This window comes from Micromonospora chokoriensis (assembly GCF_900091505.1).
Lineage (GTDB): Bacteria > Actinomycetota > Actinomycetes > Mycobacteriales > Micromonosporaceae > Micromonospora > Micromonospora chokoriensis.
Genome location: NZ_LT607409.1, coordinates 3,296,654 through 3,312,982 on the forward strand (window position 1 = coordinate 3,296,654; position 16,329 = coordinate 3,312,982).

The 16,329-nt window shown below is 70.4% G+C and carries 16 protein-coding genes; 13 read left to right on the plus strand and 3 right to left on the minus strand.

Going from position 1 to position 16,329, the window contains the following annotated elements; translation table 11 throughout:
• Positions 1-32: 32 nt before the first annotated feature.
• Positions 33-1,208, minus strand: coding sequence for a transaldolase (gene tal / locus GA0070612_RS15570; RefSeq protein WP_088991527.1), 1,176 nt, complete (start codon positions 1,206-1,208; stop codon positions 33-35).
• A gap of 15 nt (positions 1,209-1,223) precedes the next feature.
• A complete protein-coding gene (tkt, locus tag GA0070612_RS15575; RefSeq protein ID WP_088988552.1) occupies positions 1,224-3,362 on the minus strand; it encodes a transketolase in 2,139 nt (712 codons plus the stop codon).
• Positions 3,363-3,628: 266 nt separating this feature from the next.
• On the opposite strand from tkt, the gene GA0070612_RS15580 reads away from it, so the two are divergent.
• The 3 genes from GA0070612_RS15580 to GA0070612_RS15590 all read left to right on the plus strand — a co-directional run bounded on the left by GA0070612_RS15580 (position 3,629) and on the right by GA0070612_RS15590 (position 6,287).
• Positions 3,629-4,582 (plus strand): heme o synthase, encoded by a 954-nt coding sequence (locus GA0070612_RS15580; protein WP_088988553.1) that lies wholly within the window; start codon positions 3,629-3,631, stop codon positions 4,580-4,582.
• Between the two features lie 434 nt (positions 4,583-5,016).
• Positions 5,017-5,352 carry a hypothetical protein gene (locus GA0070612_RS15585; protein WP_088988554.1) on the plus strand — a complete coding sequence of 112 codons (336 nt, stop codon included), beginning with the start codon at positions 5,017-5,019 and terminating at the stop codon, positions 5,350-5,352.
• A gap of 14 nt (positions 5,353-5,366) precedes the next feature.
• A complete protein-coding gene (locus GA0070612_RS15590; RefSeq protein WP_088988555.1) occupies positions 5,367-6,287 on the plus strand; it encodes an ATP-grasp domain-containing protein in 921 nt (306 codons plus the stop codon).
• Positions 6,288-6,561: 274 nt separating this feature from the next.
• Here GA0070612_RS15590 and GA0070612_RS15595 read toward each other — a convergent pair whose 3' ends face one another.
• Complete coding sequence (locus GA0070612_RS15595) at positions 6,562-7,527, minus strand: COX15/CtaA family protein (RefSeq protein WP_088988556.1); 966 nt, start codon at positions 7,525-7,527, stop codon at positions 6,562-6,564.
• 98 nt (positions 7,528-7,625) lie between these two features.
• Here GA0070612_RS15595 and GA0070612_RS15600 point away from each other — a divergent pair, with 98 nt between their 5' ends.
• The 10 genes from GA0070612_RS15600 to GA0070612_RS15645 all read left to right on the plus strand — a co-directional run bounded on the left by GA0070612_RS15600 (position 7,626) and on the right by GA0070612_RS15645 (position 16,304).
• Positions 7,626-8,414: a helix-turn-helix transcriptional regulator gene (locus GA0070612_RS15600; protein ID WP_408630553.1), complete on the plus strand. Its 789-nt coding sequence runs from the start codon at positions 7,626-7,628 to the stop codon at positions 8,412-8,414.
• Entirely contained in the window at positions 8,411-9,841 is a 1,431-nt protein-coding gene (gene sufB / locus GA0070612_RS15605; protein WP_088988557.1) for a Fe-S cluster assembly protein SufB, read from the plus strand. Before GA0070612_RS15600 ends, sufB begins: the two co-directional genes overlap by 4 nt.
• Positions 9,842-9,938: 97 nt before the next feature.
• A complete protein-coding gene (sufD, locus tag GA0070612_RS15610; RefSeq protein ID WP_088988558.1) occupies positions 9,939-11,120 on the plus strand; it encodes a Fe-S cluster assembly protein SufD in 1,182 nt (393 codons plus the stop codon).
• Positions 11,120-11,446 (plus strand): non-heme iron oxygenase ferredoxin subunit, encoded by a 327-nt coding sequence (locus GA0070612_RS15615; protein ID WP_088988559.1) that lies wholly within the window; start codon positions 11,120-11,122, stop codon positions 11,444-11,446. Before sufD ends, GA0070612_RS15615 begins: the two co-directional genes overlap by 1 nt.
• On the plus strand, positions 11,446-12,219 hold the full coding sequence (gene sufC, locus GA0070612_RS15620) for a Fe-S cluster assembly ATPase SufC (RefSeq protein WP_088988560.1): 774 nt from the start codon (positions 11,446-11,448) through the stop codon (positions 12,217-12,219). The genes GA0070612_RS15615 and sufC overlap by 1 nt, the downstream gene beginning before the upstream one ends.
• Positions 12,220-12,239: 20 nt before the next feature.
• The gene (locus GA0070612_RS15625) at positions 12,240-13,544 is read left to right on the plus strand and encodes a cysteine desulfurase (RefSeq protein WP_088988561.1); all 1,305 of its coding nucleotides are present in this window, start codon (positions 12,240-12,242) and stop codon (positions 13,542-13,544) included.
• A gap of 2 nt (positions 13,545-13,546) precedes the next feature.
• A complete protein-coding gene (gene sufU / locus GA0070612_RS15630) occupies positions 13,547-14,020 on the plus strand; it encodes a Fe-S cluster assembly sulfur transfer protein SufU (protein WP_088991529.1) in 474 nt (157 codons plus the stop codon).
• Positions 14,021-14,108: 88 nt separating this feature from the next.
• Positions 14,109-14,573 (plus strand): metal-sulfur cluster assembly factor, encoded by a 465-nt coding sequence (locus GA0070612_RS15635; protein ID WP_088988562.1) that lies wholly within the window; start codon positions 14,109-14,111, stop codon positions 14,571-14,573.
• A gap of 190 nt (positions 14,574-14,763) precedes the next feature.
• Positions 14,764-15,372: a TIGR03086 family metal-binding protein gene (locus GA0070612_RS15640; RefSeq protein WP_088988563.1), complete on the plus strand. Its 609-nt coding sequence runs from the start codon at positions 14,764-14,766 to the stop codon at positions 15,370-15,372.
• A gap of 299 nt (positions 15,373-15,671) precedes the next feature.
• The gene (locus tag GA0070612_RS15645; protein WP_088991530.1) at positions 15,672-16,304 is read left to right on the plus strand and encodes a LysE family transporter; all 633 of its coding nucleotides are present in this window, start codon (positions 15,672-15,674) and stop codon (positions 16,302-16,304) included.
• Positions 16,305-16,329: the final 25 nt, after the last annotated feature.

Consider the following 16,329-nt stretch of genomic DNA (forward strand, 5'->3'; position numbering starts at 1 on the left):
CGTCACTCCGCTCCGCTGCGTAGCGCGCTCGCTCATGCGCCACCGGCCTTGTCGGCAGCCTTCGCGTTGCTCGTGGCGGCCTTGTTCGGGGAGCCGGTGCCCGAGGCGGCGGCCTTCAGCGACTTGGTCACCCCGTCGAGCAACTCCTGCCAGCTGACCTCGAACTTCTCCACGCCCTCGCGCTCCAGGGTGGCGATCACGTCGGCCATGTCCACCCCGACCGACTCCAGGTCCGCGAAGACCTGCCGGGCCGCGTCGTAGGAGCCGGTCACGGTGTCGCCGCGGGTCTCGCCGTGATCGGCGTACGCGTGGATGACCGACTCGGGCATGGTGTTGACGGTGCCCGCGGCGATCAGCTCCTCGACGTAGATCACGTCCCGGTAGTCCGGGTTCTTCGTCGAGGTGGACGCCCACAGCGGCCGCTGCGGGTGCGCGCCGGCGGCGGCGAGCGCCTTCCAGCGGTCGGAGGAGAACACCTCGGTGTAGCGCTCGTACGCCAGCTGGGCGTTCGCTACCGCTGCCTTGCCCTTCAGGGCCTTGGCCTGGTCGGACCCGACCTTCTCCAGCCTCTTGTCGACCTCGGAGTCGACGCGGGAGACGAAGAACGACGCGACCGACCCGATCGTCGACAGGTCGTGGCCGTTGGCCTTGGCCTGCTCCAGGCCGGCGAGGAACGCCTCCATGACCGCCGAGTAGCGGTCCAGGCCGAAGATCAGCGTCACGTTGACGCTGATGCCCTCGGCCAGGGTGTCGGTGATCGCCGACAGGCCCGCCTCGGTGGCCGGGATCTTGATGTAGAGGTTGGGCCGGTCGACCAGCCACCACAGCGCCTTGGCCTCGGCGACGGTCTTGTCCGCGTCGTGCGCGCTGCGCGGGTCCACCTCGATCGAGACCCGACCGTCGACACCGTCGCTGCCGTCGTACGACGGGCGCATCACGTCGCAGGCCCAGCGCACGTCGTACGTGGTGAGCATGCGCACGGCCTCCTCCACGTCCACGCCACGGGTGGCGAGGTCGCGGAGTTGCCAGTTGTACTCGTCGGCGTCGCTGAGTGCCTTCGCGAAGATCGTCGGGTTGGTGGTGACACCGGCCACGTGCTTCTCGCGGCGGAGCTGGTCCAGCCCGCCGGAGCTCAGGCGTACCCGGGAAAGGTCGTCGAGCCAGACCGCCACGCCTGCGGCGGTCAGCTCATTCAGCTTGTCGGTCATGCCGTCCACGCTCCCTCAGTTGCCGGTCGTGAAACCGGTGATGTCGCCCACCCGGGCCAGCGAGGCGTGCGCCGCCGCCACAATCCGGTCGGGGGTGAACCCGAACTGCTCGAAGAGCACGGTGTGCGGGGCGCTCGCGCCGTAGTGCTCCAGGCTGACGCTCTCGCCGAGGTCACCGACGATGCCGCGCCAGGACATCGCGATGCCCGCCTCCACGCTCACCCGTGCCTTTACCCCGCGAGGGAGCACCGACTCCCGGTATGCCTCATCCTGCTCGAAGAACCACTCCTGGCAGGGCATGGAGACGACCCGGGTCGGGGTGCCGTCGGCCTCCAGCCGCTCCCGGGCGGTCAGGCAGAGCTGCACCTCGGAACCGGTGCCGACGATGATCACCTGAGGCTTGCCGTTGGAGGCCTCGGCCAGCACGTAGCCGCCCTTGGCCACACCCTCCGCCGCACCGAGGACGTCGCGGTCCAGGGTCGGCAGCGGCTGACGGCTCAACGCCAGCGCGGTGGGCCGGTCGGTGTGCTCCAGCGCCTGCCGCCAGGCCCAGGCCGTCTCGTTGGCGTCCGCCGGGCGGACCACGTCCAGGCCCGGGATGGCGCGCAGCGCGGTCAGGTGCTCCACCGGCTGGTGGGTGGGGCCGTCCTCGCCGAGGCCGATCGAGTCGTGCGTCCAGACGTAGGTCACCGGCAGCTTCATCAGCGCGGCCAGCCGCACCGACGGACGCATGTAGTCGCTGAACACCAGGAACGTGCCGCCGTACGGACGGGTGCCGCCGTGCAGCGCGATGCCGTTGAGGATCGCGCCCATGGCGTGCTCACGGATGCCGAAGTGCAGCGTGCGGCCGTACTCGTGGCCGGGGAAGTCCTTGGTGGCGTGCGCGGCCGGGATGAACGACGGCTCGCCCTTCATGGTGGTGTTGTTGCTCTCGGCCAGGTCGGCCGAGCCACCCCACAGCTCCGGGAGCACCGGCGCGAGCGCCTCCAGGACCTTGCCGGAGGCGGCCCGGGTGGCGACGCCCTTGGCGTCCGCCGGGAAGACCGGCAGCGCGTCGGTCCAGCCGTCGGGGAGTACGCGACCCGCCAGCCGCTCGTAGAGCGCGGTGCGCTCCGGGTTGGCCTTCTTCCAGCCGTCGAACGCGGTGGTCCACTCCTGCTGCGCGTCGGAGCCGCGGCCCATCACCGTGCGGGCGTGGGCGAGCACGTCCTCGTCGACCTGGAAGGTCTGCTCCGGGTCGAAGTCGAGGATCCGCTTGGTGGCCTTCACCTCGTCGGCGCCGAGCGCCGAACCGTGGATCTTGCCGGTGTTCTGCTTGTTGGGCGCGGGGAAGCCGATGATGGTGCGCAGTGCGATGAAGGAGGGGCGTCCGGTCTCCGCCTTGGCGGCCACCAGCGCCGCGTACAGCGCCTCGGCGTCCTCGTGGTAGTCGCCCTGGTCGGCGTCGCCGCTGCGCCAGTCGACGGTCTGCACGTGCCAGCCGTACGCCTCGTAGCGGGCGGCCACGTCCTCGCTCTTGGCGATGCGGGTGTCGTCCTCGATGGAGATCTCGTTGTCGTCGTAGATCACCGTGAGGTTGCCCAGCTGCTGGTGACCGGCGAGGGCGCTCGCCTCGTGGCTGATGCCCTCCTCGATGTCACCGTCGGACACGATGCACCAGATGTCGTGGTCGAAGACCGACGTGCCCGGCTCGGCCTCGGGGTCGAACAGGCCGCGCTCGCGGCGGGCCGCCATGGCCATGCCGACCGCGTTGCCCAGGCCCTGCCCGAGCGGGCCGGTGGTGGTCTCGACGCCCGGCGTGTGCCCGTGCTCCGGGTGACCCGGCGTCTGCGAGCCCCACTGCCGCAGCGACTTCAGGTCGTCGAGGCTCAGCGGGTAACCGGACAGGAACAGCTGGATGTAGAGCGTCAGGCTGGAGTGCCCGGCGGAGAGGACGAACCGGTCCCGACCGGGCCAGTTCGGGTCGGCCGGGTTGTGCCGCATGACGCGGTTGAAGAGGAGGTACGCCGCGGGCGCGAGGCTCATCGCGGTGCCCGGGTGGCCGTTGCCGGATTTCTCTACGGCGTCCATGGCCAGTACGCGGACGGTGTCTACGGCCCGGCGATCGAGGTCGGACCAGTTCAGTGCGGAGTGCTCGGGTCGTTTGGCAGCCACGATGGTTGTGCTCCTCGGCAGATGGGCGGAACCCTCACCGATGACCTTATCGAGCGTGCCTGAACGAGCGCCCGGGGATCTCATCATGGTGTGCGCTACGTGACGATCCAGATGCGCGGTCGACCCCGGTGGTGTGACGGCCCGCACCGTTGTCGGGTCGGCCGGGCAGCCAAAACGACGACGCGTAGTGTGTGGGTCGGTGTGCGGACCCGAGCGGGCCCGACATTTCCGAATCTCCCCGTGCCGATGCCGGAAGGTGGCAATCCGTGAGCATGATCACCGAGCGCCCCGCGAGCAACCCGGCCGGGCAGCACCCGGCACGGGCGGCCGAGGGCACGGTGGCCCGGCGGGACGTGCGCGGGGTGCTGTCGGCGTACGTGACGCTGACCAAACCGCGGATTGTCGAGTTGCTGCTGGTCACCACCATCCCGGCGATGATGCTCGCCGAGGGCGGTCTCCCGTCGCTGTGGCTGATGGCCGTCGTGCTGATCGGCGGCTCGCTCGCCGCCGGCGCGGCCAGCGTGCTCAACTGCTACATCGACCGGGACATCGACCAGCTGATGCGGCGCACCAAGCGTCGGCCGCTCCCGGCGCACACGGTGTCCCCGCGGAGCGCGCTGATCTTCGGTTTGGTGCTGGCGGCGGTGTCGGTCGCCCTGATGGCGGCGTTCACCAACCTGCTGGCCGCCGGGTTGACCCTCGCGGCGATCGCCTACTACGACCTCGTCTACACCCTGTGGCTCAAGCGGTCCACCCCGACGAACACCTTCTGGGGTGGCGCGTGCGGGGCCGCTCCGGTCCTGATCGGATGGGCGGCCGTGACCGGCTCGCTGGCGCCCGCCGCCTGGGGGCTCTTCGCGGTGGTCTTCTTCTGGCAGATGCCGCACTTCTACCCCCTCGCCATGAAGTACAAGGACGACTACGCCCGCGCCGGTATCCCGATGCTGCCGGTGGTGGCCTCGACCCGACGGGTGAACGCCGAGATCCTGATCTTCGCGTGGCTGACCGTGCTCACCTCCCTGGCCGTCTGGCCGCTGGGGCTCAGCGCGATCTACGGGGTGCCGACCCTGGTGGTGGGTGCCATCTTCCTGGTCGAGGCGCACAAGCTGTGCCGGCGCGCGACGCGCGGCGAGGCGGTCAAGCCGATGCGACTGTTCCACTGGTCCACGACGTACCTGACGATCGTGTTCGTGGCCGTCGCGCTCGACGCGCTGATCTGACCGTTCGCTGGTTCCGACTCGCGGGGTGGCCCTGTTCGTGGCGTGGCCCGCGTGCCGGCCTCTTCGCGGCCGGGGCCGCGCGGCTGCGGGCCGGGGCCGCGCGGCGCTGATCTGCCCCGATCGCCGCCGCGGGGCCTTGATCGACCCGCATCGTGCGTGTCTGATCGGCGATCGACGTCGGTGATCACCTGATTAATCACGGCCGTAGATGAGTTGTCCGGCTTTAACATCACATCAGAGTAACTTTCAACATGAGTCGGATGGGCTCAACCTGCGGCGGTTGGGTGCTCATATGTCGACGCTGTTTGGGCGTAAAAGTCGGTATATAAACAGACAGCAAGTCTGTGGTCAGCCTTAAACCTGTAGGTAATTGGCATCACAAAAGGTTCATGGTTCTCGCACGGAAGGGTGCGAGTCTGCTTAGGCTTCGCGTCATGGCAGATGGTTCCGATACGACGCTGACGGCCGAGCAGACCGCCGGCGAGCAGACGCCCCAGGGCCTGGTTGCAGGGCTCAAGGCGTTCGCCGCTGGACACGGCGGCGCCAAGGCGGTCATCGAGTACGTCGGCAAGCGTGGCGCGCGGATCGTCCTGGTCGGTGCCGACGGTGAGTGGGGAGACCAGTTCGCCGACGACACCGTCACCGCACGGGAGGCGTGCGCCAAGGCGGGAGTCGCCGTCGAGAACGCCTGGGAGCGTGAACTGATGGACCAGATGCGTCCGAGCAACGACCTCTGGCGGTCGATGGCCCGGCGCACGATGGCCCGCTGAAATAGACACCTGAATTGACCATCCATCACCAGTCGACCCGGGGGGAACCCCGGGTCGCTCTCGTCACCTGTGCCGACCTGGCCGACCTCGACCCGGACGACCGGCTGGTCCTCGCCCCGCTCACCGCCCGCGGCGTCACCGTCGAGGCCGCGGTGTGGGACGATCCCGACGTCGAGTGGTCCTCCTACGACCTTGTCGTCCTCCGCTCACCATGGGACTACGCGCTGCGCCGCGACGAGTTCGTCGCCTGGGCGGCCACGGTCCCGCTGCTGGTCAACCCGGCCGAGGTGGTGCGCTGGAACACCGACAAGCGCTACCTCGCCGAGCTGAGCGCCGCCGGGGTGCCGACCGTACCGACGTCGTGGGTCGAGCCGGGGAAGACCTGGCAGCCGCCCGCGGAGACCGGCGAGTACGTGCTCAAGCCCTCGGTCAGCGCCGGCAGCCAGGACACCGGCCGGTACGACCTGGCCGACCCGGAGCACCGGGACCTCGCCGCCGCGCACGTCCGCCGGCTCTCCGACGCCGGCCGGGTGACCATGGTCCAGCCGTACCTGCGCGCCGTCGACACCGAGGGCGAGACAGCGCTGCTCTTCCTCGCCGGCCCGGACGGGCTCGCGTTCAGCCACGCGATCCGCAAGGGCCCCATGCTGACCGGCCCGGACCTCGGCCCCGACGGGCTCTACAAGGCCGAGGAGATCACCTCCCGTACCGCCCGACCCGACCAGCTCGCGGTCGCCGAGAGGACCCTCGCCGCAGTCCCCGGCGGCACCCGGCAGCTCCTCTACGCCCGGGTCGACCTCATCCCCGGCCCGGACGGCGAGCCGGTCCTGGCCGAGTTGGAGCTGACCGAGCCGTCGCTCTTCATCGGGTACGCCGACGGCGCCCCCGAACGGCTCGCCGACGCGATCACCACCCACCTGGCCCGCCGCAGCTGATCCCACCCCTGCTCGGCCGCGTTGCTGCTCGCGCTGCCGCGTTGCTCGCGTTGCTCGCGCTGGTTGCGCTGCTGCGCTGGTTGCGCTGCTGCGCTGGTCGCGCTGCTGCTCGGGTGTCGGGCGCGGTGGTGGGGGACTCCACCCCAAGATCGTGCTCGATCGGTGATGTTGTGAGGATCTTGGGCGCACGGCGCACGGCGCACGGCGCACGGCGCACGGCGCACGGCGCGGGGGAAGTGGCGGCGCGGGGCGGCCCGGGATCCCGGGAGCGTTGTCAGGCGGTGACGGGGACCGGGGTGGCGGCGTCGGCCGGGGTGGCCTGCGAGGCCCGGGTGACCGGGCGGCGTTCCCGGGTGGACCACTGCACGGACAGGGTCGCCAGCAGCACCAGGCAGGAGCCGAGCATGTGCGCCCCGACCAGCAGGGCGGGCACGTGGGTGAAGTACTGCACGAAGCCGATCACTCCCTGACCCAGCTCCACGGCGATCAGGACGATCGCGGCGCGGGTGGCGCGCTGCGCGCCGACGGCGCGGAACGCGAAGATCAGCGCCACCGAGAGGCCGATCAGCAGGAAGACGGCGTCCGCGTGCACCTGCGAGATCGACTCCGGGTCGAGTCCGTTGCGGGCGGCGCCGTGGTCGCCGGCGTGCGGGCCGCTGCCGGTGACCCAGGTGCCGATGACCAGTACCGCGACGCTGACGCCGGTGGTGATCCGAGCGAGGGTGCGCAGCGGCGTGGGTACGGTGGCCACGGTCGGGCCGTCGGGGTCGCCGATGCGCCGCCAGAGGGCGTACGCGGCGGCGATCACCGCCATCGAGGCCAGGAAGTGCAGGCCGACCACCCACGGGTTGAGGTTGGTGAGCACGGTGATCCCACCGATCACCGCCTGGGCGGGAATGCCCAGGAAGACGGCGACGGCCAGCGGGACGAGCCCGCGTCGGCGGGGTCGGTGCGCCAGCACGGCCAGCAGGGTGGCCAGCGCGATGAGGCCCACCGCGAAGGTCAGCATCCGGTTGCCGAACTCGATCACGCCGTACACGCCCATCTCAGGTGTGGTGACGTAGGAATCGTCGGTGCACCGGGGCCAGGTGGGGCAGCCGAGGCCCGAGGCGGTCAACCGGACGGCCCCCCCGGTGACGACGATCCCCACGTTCGCGATGATCGACGCGAGCGCGAGGCGGCGCAGCAGAGTGTCGGAGACCTGGCCGACGATTCGGTTCACGGCGCAAATCCTACGCACCGTAGTGATCGAGGTTCGTCCGACTCCGGCGACGCGGTGGCTCGGATCACCGGGACCCGGGTTTGCGACAGTCCGGGCAATTACGTAACGTTGGCGTTGTGAAAAACGCGGCGGCGCTCTCCGGGCAGCAGCCGACGGCCGGTCCGGCTGTCGGTGCGCCCACGTCCGCGCCCGCCGTGAGCACGTCAGGTGCCACGGCCGCGGAGATCTCCACCCGCGACCGCGTCACCCAGTTGCTGCTGGAGCGGGGGGCCACCACCGCCGCGCAGCTCGGCGTGGCCCTCGGGCTCAGCCCGGCGGCGATCCGTCGACACCTGGACGCGATGCTCGCCGACGGTGACGTGTTCGCCCGCGAGCAGACCGTGCAGGGCAGCCGTGGCCGGGGGCGTCCGGCCAAGGTGTTCATGTTGACCGAGGCCGGCCGGGTCCGCTGTGGCACACACCACTACGACAACATGGCCACCGCCGCGTTGCGCTGGATCGCCCGCAGTGGCGGTTCGGACGCGGTGGAGGCGTTCGCCGCCGAGCAGGTTTCCGCTCTTGAGTCCCGCTGCCGCGCGGCCATGGAGGACGCCGGCGACGACCCCCTCGCGCGTGCCGAGGCACTCGCCGCGGCGCTCACCGCCGAGGGTTACGCTGCCAACGCGACCACGATCGCCTCGGGCGGTCAGCTCTGCCAGCACCACTGCCCGGTGGCGCACGTGGCCGCCGAGTTTCCCCAGCTGTGCGAGGCCGAGACCGCGGTGATCTCCCGTCTGGTCGGCACCCACGTGCAGCGCCTGGCCACCATCGCGCACGGCGACGGGGTGTGCACCACGCACATTCCGACCCAGCCGGGCCGTGTTCAATCCGGTAATCCCGTCACCACTGTGAGGACAGATAGATGACCGAGCAGATCGTCCAGCCCCTGACCCAGGAAGAGCAGCTCGCCGCCCTGGGTCGGTACGAGTACGGCTGGTCCGACCCGGACGCCGCCGGGGCGGCTGCCCAGCGCGGCATCAACGAGGCGGTGGTGCGGGACATCTCGGCCAAGAAGAACGAGCCGGAGTGGATGCTCGACCTGCGCCTGAAGGGCCTGCGGCTGTTCGGCCGCAAGCCGATGCCGGCCTGGGGCGCGGACCTCACCGGGATCGACTTCGACAACATCAAGTACTTCGTGCGGTCCACCGAGAAGCAGGCCACCAGCTGGGAGGACCTGCCGGAGGACATCAAGAACACCTACGACCGGCTGGGCATCCCGGAGGCGGAGAAGCAGCGGCTGGTCGCCGGTGTGGCGGCGCAGTACGAGTCCGAGGTCGTCTACCACAAGATCCGTGAGGACCTTGAGGAGCAGGGTGTCGTCTTCCTGGACACCGACACGGCGCTGCGCGAGCACGAGGACATCTTCAAGGAGTACTTCGGCACGGTGATCCCGGTCGGCGACAACAAGTTCGCCGCGCTGAACACCTCCGTGTGGTCCGGTGGCTCGTTCATCTACGTGCCGAAGGGCGTGCACGTGGAGATCCCGCTGCAGGCCTACTTCCGGATCAACACCGAGAACATGGGCCAGTTCGAGCGGACCCTGATCATCGTCGACGAGGGCGCGTACGTGCACTACGTCGAGGGCTGCACCGCGCCGCTCTACTCCTCCGACTCGCTGCACAGCGCGGTCGTGGAGATCATCGTCAAGAAGAACGCGCGCTGCCGCTACACGACCATCCAGAACTGGTCGAACAACGTCTACAACCTGGTCACCAAGCGTGCCGTCTGCCACGAGGGCGCGACCATGGAGTGGGTCGACGGCAACATCGGCTCCAAGGTGACGATGAAGTACCCGGCGGTCTACATGACCGGCGAGCACGCCAAGGGTGAGGTGCTCTCGGTGGCGATGGCCGGCGAGGGTCAGCACCAGGACGCCGGCGCCAAGATGGTGCACGCGGCGCCCCACACGAGCAGCACCATCGTGTCGAAGTCGATCGCCCGTGGTGGCGGCCGCACCTCGTACCGTGGCCTGGTCCAGGTGTTGGAGGGTTCGCACCACAGCCGGAGCACTGTCAAGTGCGACGCGCTGCTGGTCGACACCATCTCGCGCTCGGACACCTACCCGTACGTCGACATCCGTGAGGACGACGTGGCGATGGGGCACGAGGCGACCGTCTCGAAGATCAGCGACGACCAGCTCTTCTACCTGATGAGCCGGGGCCTGAGCGAGGACGAGGCGATGGCCATGATCGTCCGCGGCTTCATCGAGCCGATCGCCAAGGAGCTCCCGATGGAGTACGCGCTGGAGCTCAACCGACTGATCGAGCTTCAGATGGAGGGCGCGGTCGGCTGACGCCGCCTCCGCCCGGCCACGGCCGGACCCGGGCCCGGTCCGCCGGGTCCGGTCCCGCCCGCTTCGACCCTCCGATTCATGACAGACCAAGGAAGAGATGACTACCCAGGCATCCGCGCCGCCGCCCAGCACCAAGTCGCAGGCGCTGCGCTCGTACGACGTCGCCGACTTCCCGGCCCTCACCGGCCTGGAGGAGGACTGGCGTTTCACCCCGCTCAAGCGTCTTCGCGGTCTGACCGGCGACGGCGCCAGCCACGCCGAGCTGGAGTCGTCGGATGAGGCGCCGGCCGCGACCGGAGCGGTCCGGCACGAGTACGGCGACCTGCCCGAGGGCGTGACCATCACCCGGATCGGCCGCGACGACGAGCGGGTCGGGAGCGTGTTGACCCCGGTGGACCGGGTCAGCGCGCTGGCCTACGGCGCCGCCGCCGACACCCTGTTGGTGCGGGTCGACCCCGAGGCGGTGCTCGGTGAGCCGGTGCGCCTGCGGGTGGTCGGCACCGGCACCGAGCAGCCGGCGTTCGGGCACACCTTCGTCGAGGTGGGTCGCTTCGCCGAGACGACTCTGGTGGTGGAGCACGTCGGGTCGGCCACCCTGGCCGACAACGTCGAGGTGCTGGTCGCCGACGGCGCGAAGCTGACCCTGGTCACGATCGCCGACTGGGCCGACGACGCGGTCCAGGCCCAGCACCTGAAGGTCAAGCTGGGTCGGGACGCCAAGGTCGTGCACATCCAGGTCTCCCTCGGTGGTGACCTGGTCCGGCAGTTCACCAGCGTGGAATACACCGGTCGGGGTGGCGAGGCCGAGTTGTACGGCGTCTACTTCGCCGACTCCGGTCAGCACCTGGAGCACCGGCAGCTGGTCGACCACAACGTGCCGGACTGCCGCAGCTACGTCGGCTACCGGGGCGCCCTGCAGGGCGCGGACGCGCACACCGTCTGGGTGGGCGACGTGCTGATCCAGGCCGAGGCGACCGGCACCGACACGTACGAGATCAACCGGAACCTGCTGCTGACCGACGGCGCGCGGGCGGACTCCGTACCCAATCTGGAGATCGAGACCGGCGAGATCGCCGGCGCCGGCCACGCCAGCGCGACCGGCCGCTTCGACGACGAGCAGTTGTTCTACCTGATGGCCCGGGGGATCCCGGAGGGTGAGGCCCGTCGTCTGGTGGTCCGCGGCTTCTTCGCGGAGCTGATCAACAAGATCCCGGTGGAGTCGCTGCGCGAGCGTCTCGGTGACGCGATCGAGGCCCGGCTGACCAAGGCCGGCGCCTGATGATCCGGATCTGCTCCACCGAGGACGTGCCGAAGGGCACCGCGATCAGCGCGGATGTCGACGGCACTCCGATCGCCCTGGTACACGGCGAGGACGGCACCTTCTACGCGGCGTACGACGAGTGCTCGCATGCCGCGGTCGCCCTCTCCGAGGGAGAGGTCGACGGTTGCACGTTGGAGTGCTGGCTGCACGGCTCGCGCTTCGACCTGCGCACCGGCGAGCCGAGCGGGCTGCCCGCCACCGAACCCGTCCCCGTCTACCCCGTCGAAGTCCGCGACGGCGACATCTACCTCAGCCTGACGCCGAGTAATGGAGTGACCCGATAATGAGCACCCTGGAGATCCGCGACCTGAAGGTGTCGGTCAAGCTGCCCGAGGGTGAGCTCAAGCCGATCCTGGCCGGCGTCGACCTGACCGTCCGCTCCGGTGAGACCCATGCGATCATGGGGCCGAACGGCTCCGGCAAGTCCACCCTGGCGTACTCGATCGCCGGTCACCCCAAGTACGAGATCACCGGCGGCACGGTGACCCTCGACGGCGAGGACGTGCTCGCCATGACGGTCGACGAGCGTGCCCGCGCCGGCCTCTTCCTGGCCATGCAGTACCCGGTCGAGGTGCCCGGCGTCTCGGTGGCGAACTTCCTGCGGACCGCGAAGACCGCCATCGACGGTGCGGCCCCGAAGCTGCGGACCTGGGGCGGCGAGCTGCGCGGCGCGATGGAGCGCCTGCAGATGGACCCGGCGTTCGCCCAGCGCAACGTCAACGAGGGCTTCTCCGGCGGTGAGAAGAAGCGGCACGAGATCGTCCAGCTGGAGCTGCTCAAGCCGAAGATCGCGATCCTCGACGAGACCGACTCGGGCCTCGACGTGGACGCGCTGCGCGTGGTCAGCGAGGGCGTCAACCGGGTCCGCGACACCGGCGACACCGGCGTGCTGCTGATCACCCACTACACGCGGATCCTGCGCTACATCAAGCCGGACTTCGTGCACGTGTTCGTCGCCGGCCGGATCGTCGAGCAGGGCGGCCCCGAGCTGGCCGACAAGCTCGAGGCCGAGGGCTACGAGCGGTACGCCGCCGGGGCCGGCACGGCCAAGGCCTGAGCGGGAGAGGCGCTGCCGAGATGACCAGCATCGCGATCCCCGAGGGGATGCCGCAGTACGACGACGTGCCGCGTTTCGACGTGGCCCGGGTGCGCGCCGACTTCCCGATCCTCGGTCGGGAGATCAACGGGCACCCGCTGGTCTACCTCGACAGCGCCAACACCTCCCACAAACCGCGCCAGGTGCTCGACGTGCTCGATGAGCACTACGCGCGGCACAACGCCAACGTGTCGCGCTCGGTGCACACCCTGGGCACCGAGGCCACCGAGGCGTACGAGGGGGCGCGGGCGAAGGTCGCCGCGTTCATCAACGCGCCGAGCGTCGACGAGGTGGTGTTCACCAAGAACTCCACCGAGGCGATCAACATCGTGGCGTACGCCTTCTCGAACGCCTCGCTGCGCCCGGACGCTGACAGTCGTTTCCGGCTCGGCCCCGGTGACGAGGTGGTGATCTCCGAGATGGAGCACCACTCGAACATCGTCCCCTGGCAGTTGCTCTGCGAGCGGACGGGCGCGACCCTGCGCTGGTTCCCGGTCACCGACCAGGGCCGGCTGGACGAGTCCGGCCTGGAAGACCTGGTCACCGAACGGACGAAGATCGTCTCGCTGGTGCACACGTCCAACATCCTCGGCACGGTCAACGCCACCTCCCGGATCACCGCCCGGGTCCGTGAGGTGGGCGCGCTGCTGCTGCTGGACTGCTCGCAGTCGGTGCCGCACCTGCCCATCGACGTGGTCGACCTGGACGCCGACTACATCGTCTTCACCGGGCACAAGATGTGCGGCCCGACCGGAATCGGTGTGCTCTGGGGCCGCGGTGAGCTGCTGGCCGCGATGCCGCCGGTGATGGGTGGCGGCTCGATGATCGAGACGGTCACCATGGCCCGCTCGACGTTCGCCGCGCCGCCGGCCCGCTTCGAGGCGGGCACCCCGCCGATCGCCGAGGCGGTCGCCCTCGGCGCGGCGGTGGACTACCTGACCGGCGTCGGGATGCGGGCCATCCAGTGGCACGAGAAGGAGCTGACGGCGTACGCGCTGGACGCGCTCGCCTCGGTGCCGGACCTGCGGATCTTCGGCCCGACCGTGCCGGTGGGGCGGGGCGGCACCATCTCGTTCGCGCTCGGCGACGTGCACCCGCACGACGTGGGTCAGGTGCTCGACTCGCTCGGCGTGCAGGTGCGGGTGGGTCACCACTGTGCCAAGCCGGTGTGCAGCCGGTTCGGCGTCCCGGCCATGACCCGGGCCTCGTTCTACCTCTACACCACCACCGAGGAGATCGACGCTCTGGTGGCCGGTCTGGAGCAGGTGCGGAAGGTGTTCGACTGATGGTGCAGCTCGACCAGCTCTACCAGGAGATCATCCTGGATCACTACAAGCACCCGCACGGGCGTGGCCTGCGCGACGCCGAGGACGCGGGCGACCGGGTCGCGGAGGCGCACCACGTCAACCCGACCTGCGGTGACGAGGTCACCGTCCGGGTGGCCACCGACGGCACGGTCCTGCACGACGTCTCGTACGACGGGATGGGCTGCTCGATCAGCCAGGCCTCGGCGAGCGTGCTGCACGAGCTGCTGCGCGGTCGGGGTGCCGGGGAGGCATTCGAGGTGCACGAGGCGTTCGTGGAGTTGATGTCCGGACGTGGCCAGGTCACGCCGGACGAGGACGTGCTCGGCGACGGGGTGGCCTTCGCCGGCGTGGCCCGCTACCCCGCCCGGGTGAAGTGCGCGCTGCTGCCGTGGATGGCGTTCAAGGACGCCGCGGCACGTGCCGGCGTGGGCGTCAACCCGGAGGTGACGGCATGAGCGAGCGTCAGCGAGCGAATCGGCGAGCGAACAATTGGTGCAGCGCAGTGCTGCCCAGTGGCGGCACGGAGCGAAGCGGAGTGATGGCATGAGCAGCGAGAACACGGCAACTGCGGCGACGCCGGAGGCCGGTGACGCCACCGCGGCGCCGCAGACCGAAGCCGTGACGACCGACGGCGACGCCACGCCGGAGGCCGGCGACGCCGGCACCCCGGCGGGCGGCGTCAGCAAGGCGATGATCGCCGACATCGAGGAGGCGATGAAGGACGTCGTCGACCCGGAGCTGGGCATCAACGTGGTCGACCTGGGTCTGGTGTACGGCGTACACGTCGACGACGAGAACGTCGCCACCCTGGACATGACGCTCACCTCGGCGGCCTGCCCGTTGACCGACGTGATCGAGGACCAGGCCCGGCAGGCACTGACCACCGGCCCCGGCGGCGGCCTGGTCAACGACATCCGGATCAACTGGGTGTGGCTGCCGCCGTGGGGCCCGGACAAGATCACCGACGAGGGTCGGGACCAGCTTCGCTCCCTCGGCTTCAACGTCTGACCGATCCCGTCCTTCGAGCGCGGTACCCCGTCCGGGGTGCCGCGCTCGTTGCGTTCTGACATTCGTCGGTCCCGATTGTGGAACGGATCGTTCCGGTCTGATAGGCTGATGGCAGCAAACAGAGCGGAATATTCCGCTCTAAGGCGAGTGGGATCGCTCGCCGGACGGGATCGACGGAGAGGCCAAGACGATGAGCGAGATGGCAGCGGTGCAGTGGCGGATCGTGCTCGACGAGGCGCACAGGGCACTCCGGACGGCCGTCGAGGGGGTCCCGGCCGACGCCTGGGACCGACCCACCCCGTGCGACCGGTGGACGGTCACCCAGGTGCTCCAGCACGCGACAGGTGACCAGCTCGCCTTCGCCGCGGCGATCGTCGGTGGCCCGGGGCCGGCGGAGGACCCGTTCGCGCCCTCCGGCCGGATCGAGGGTGACAAGATGGTCGACCTGCGCGCCGCTCTCGACGCCTCGGCCCGCGCCTGGGCGAGTGTCGCCGACGACAACCCGCAGGTGCCCACGCCGCTGCCCCAGGGCAAGCTCCCGGCCCACGTCGGTGCCGTCGCGTGCGCCCTCGACGCCGCGGTGCACGCCTGGGACATCGCGACGGCCACCGGTCAGCCGTCCCCGCTCGGCGACGACCTGACCCGCCCCCTGCTGGTGGTCGCCCGGCAGATCGTCGAACCGCTGCGGAACTACGGCGCGTACGCCCCGGCGATCACCACCGGTCCGGAGGCCGACGAGGCCAGCGTCCTGCTCGCCTACCTCGGCCGCGACCCCCAGTGGTCCGCCGGGAAGCGCTGACCGGCCCGACGAGGCCCGTTCAACCCCATGATCGTGCTCGAACATTGATGTAGTGGCCTCGGCGGCTCGCCGAGGCCACTACATCCTGGTTCAAGCACGATCTTGGCGGCGCGGGGCGCGGGGCGCGGGGCGCGGGGCGCGGGGCGCGGGGCGAAAAACGGTGGCGGGGGTGGGGGCTCGGCCCGCAGGATTGCCTGTGTGATTGAGGCGTACCCGATGCAGGTCTCTGTCCGTGCGGCGACTGCCGTGCGTCGACAGCGGCCGGTTCCCGGGCGAGCCTCGATCCGCCACCGATGGCCATGACCGGGGCGTTCCTCGCCGGTCTGGTGGCCGGTTACGGTGTCGCCATCCCGGTCGGCGCGATCGCGATCCTCATCCTGGGGCTCAGTGCCCGTACCTCGTTCCGGGTCGGCGCGGCGGCGGCCCTCGCGGTGGCGACCGCCGACGGCCTGTACGCGGCGGTCGCCGCGCTGGGCGGCGCGAGCCTGGCCGGGATGATCGCGCCGGTTGCCGGGCCGCTGCGGGTGGTGGCGGCCGTGGTGCTGCTGGGGCTCGCCGCGCACGGCCTCTGGCGGACCTGGGCTGCCCACCGCTCGGCGGCGGCGCCGGCGGCGCGGGCCGGTCGGGGCATGGGCACTCCGGGGCGGGCCTACGCGGCGCTGCTCGGGTTGACCCTGCTGAATCCGGCGACGGTCCTCTACTTCGTCGCGTTGGTGCTCGGGCGCCCGGACACCACCGGCGCGGGCCTGCTCCCGGCGGCGCTGTTCGTGGCGGGTGTGTTCCTCGCGTCGGCGAGCTGGCAGTTGCTCATCGCCGGTGGCGGCACCGTGGTCGGGCGGGCGTTGAGCAGTCCGCGCGGTCGGTCGGTCACCGGCCTGGTCTCCAGCGCGCTGATCGCCGCGCTGGCGGTGCTCGCGCTGCTGTCGGGCTGAGCACCGGACACACCGGGCCGTGCCG

Coding starts and splice junctions, on each gene's coding strand:
- GA0070612_RS15640 (WP_088988563.1), top strand. CDS start 14,764: ATGAGCGAGATGGCAGCGGTGCAGTGGCGGATCGTGCTCGACGAGGCG.
- GA0070612_RS15635 (WP_088988562.1), top strand. CDS start 14,109: ATGAGCAGCGAGAACACGGCAACTGCGGCGACGCCGGAGGCCGGTGAC.
- GA0070612_RS15615 (WP_088988559.1), top strand. CDS start 11,120: ATGATCCGGATCTGCTCCACCGAGGACGTGCCGAAGGGCACCGCGATC.
- tal (WP_088991527.1), bottom strand. CDS start 1,208: ATGACCGACAAGCTGAATGAGCTGACCGCCGCAGGCGTGGCGGTCTGG.
- sufB (WP_088988557.1), top strand. CDS start 8,411: ATGACCGAGCAGATCGTCCAGCCCCTGACCCAGGAAGAGCAGCTCGCC.
- GA0070612_RS15585 (WP_088988554.1), top strand. CDS start 5,017: ATGGCAGATGGTTCCGATACGACGCTGACGGCCGAGCAGACCGCCGGC.
- sufC (WP_088988560.1), top strand. CDS start 11,446: ATGAGCACCCTGGAGATCCGCGACCTGAAGGTGTCGGTCAAGCTGCCC.
- GA0070612_RS15645 (WP_088991530.1), top strand. CDS start 15,672: ATGACCGGGGCGTTCCTCGCCGGTCTGGTGGCCGGTTACGGTGTCGCC.
- GA0070612_RS15625 (WP_088988561.1), top strand. CDS start 12,240: ATGACCAGCATCGCGATCCCCGAGGGGATGCCGCAGTACGACGACGTG.
- sufD (WP_088988558.1), top strand. CDS start 9,939: ATGACTACCCAGGCATCCGCGCCGCCGCCCAGCACCAAGTCGCAGGCG.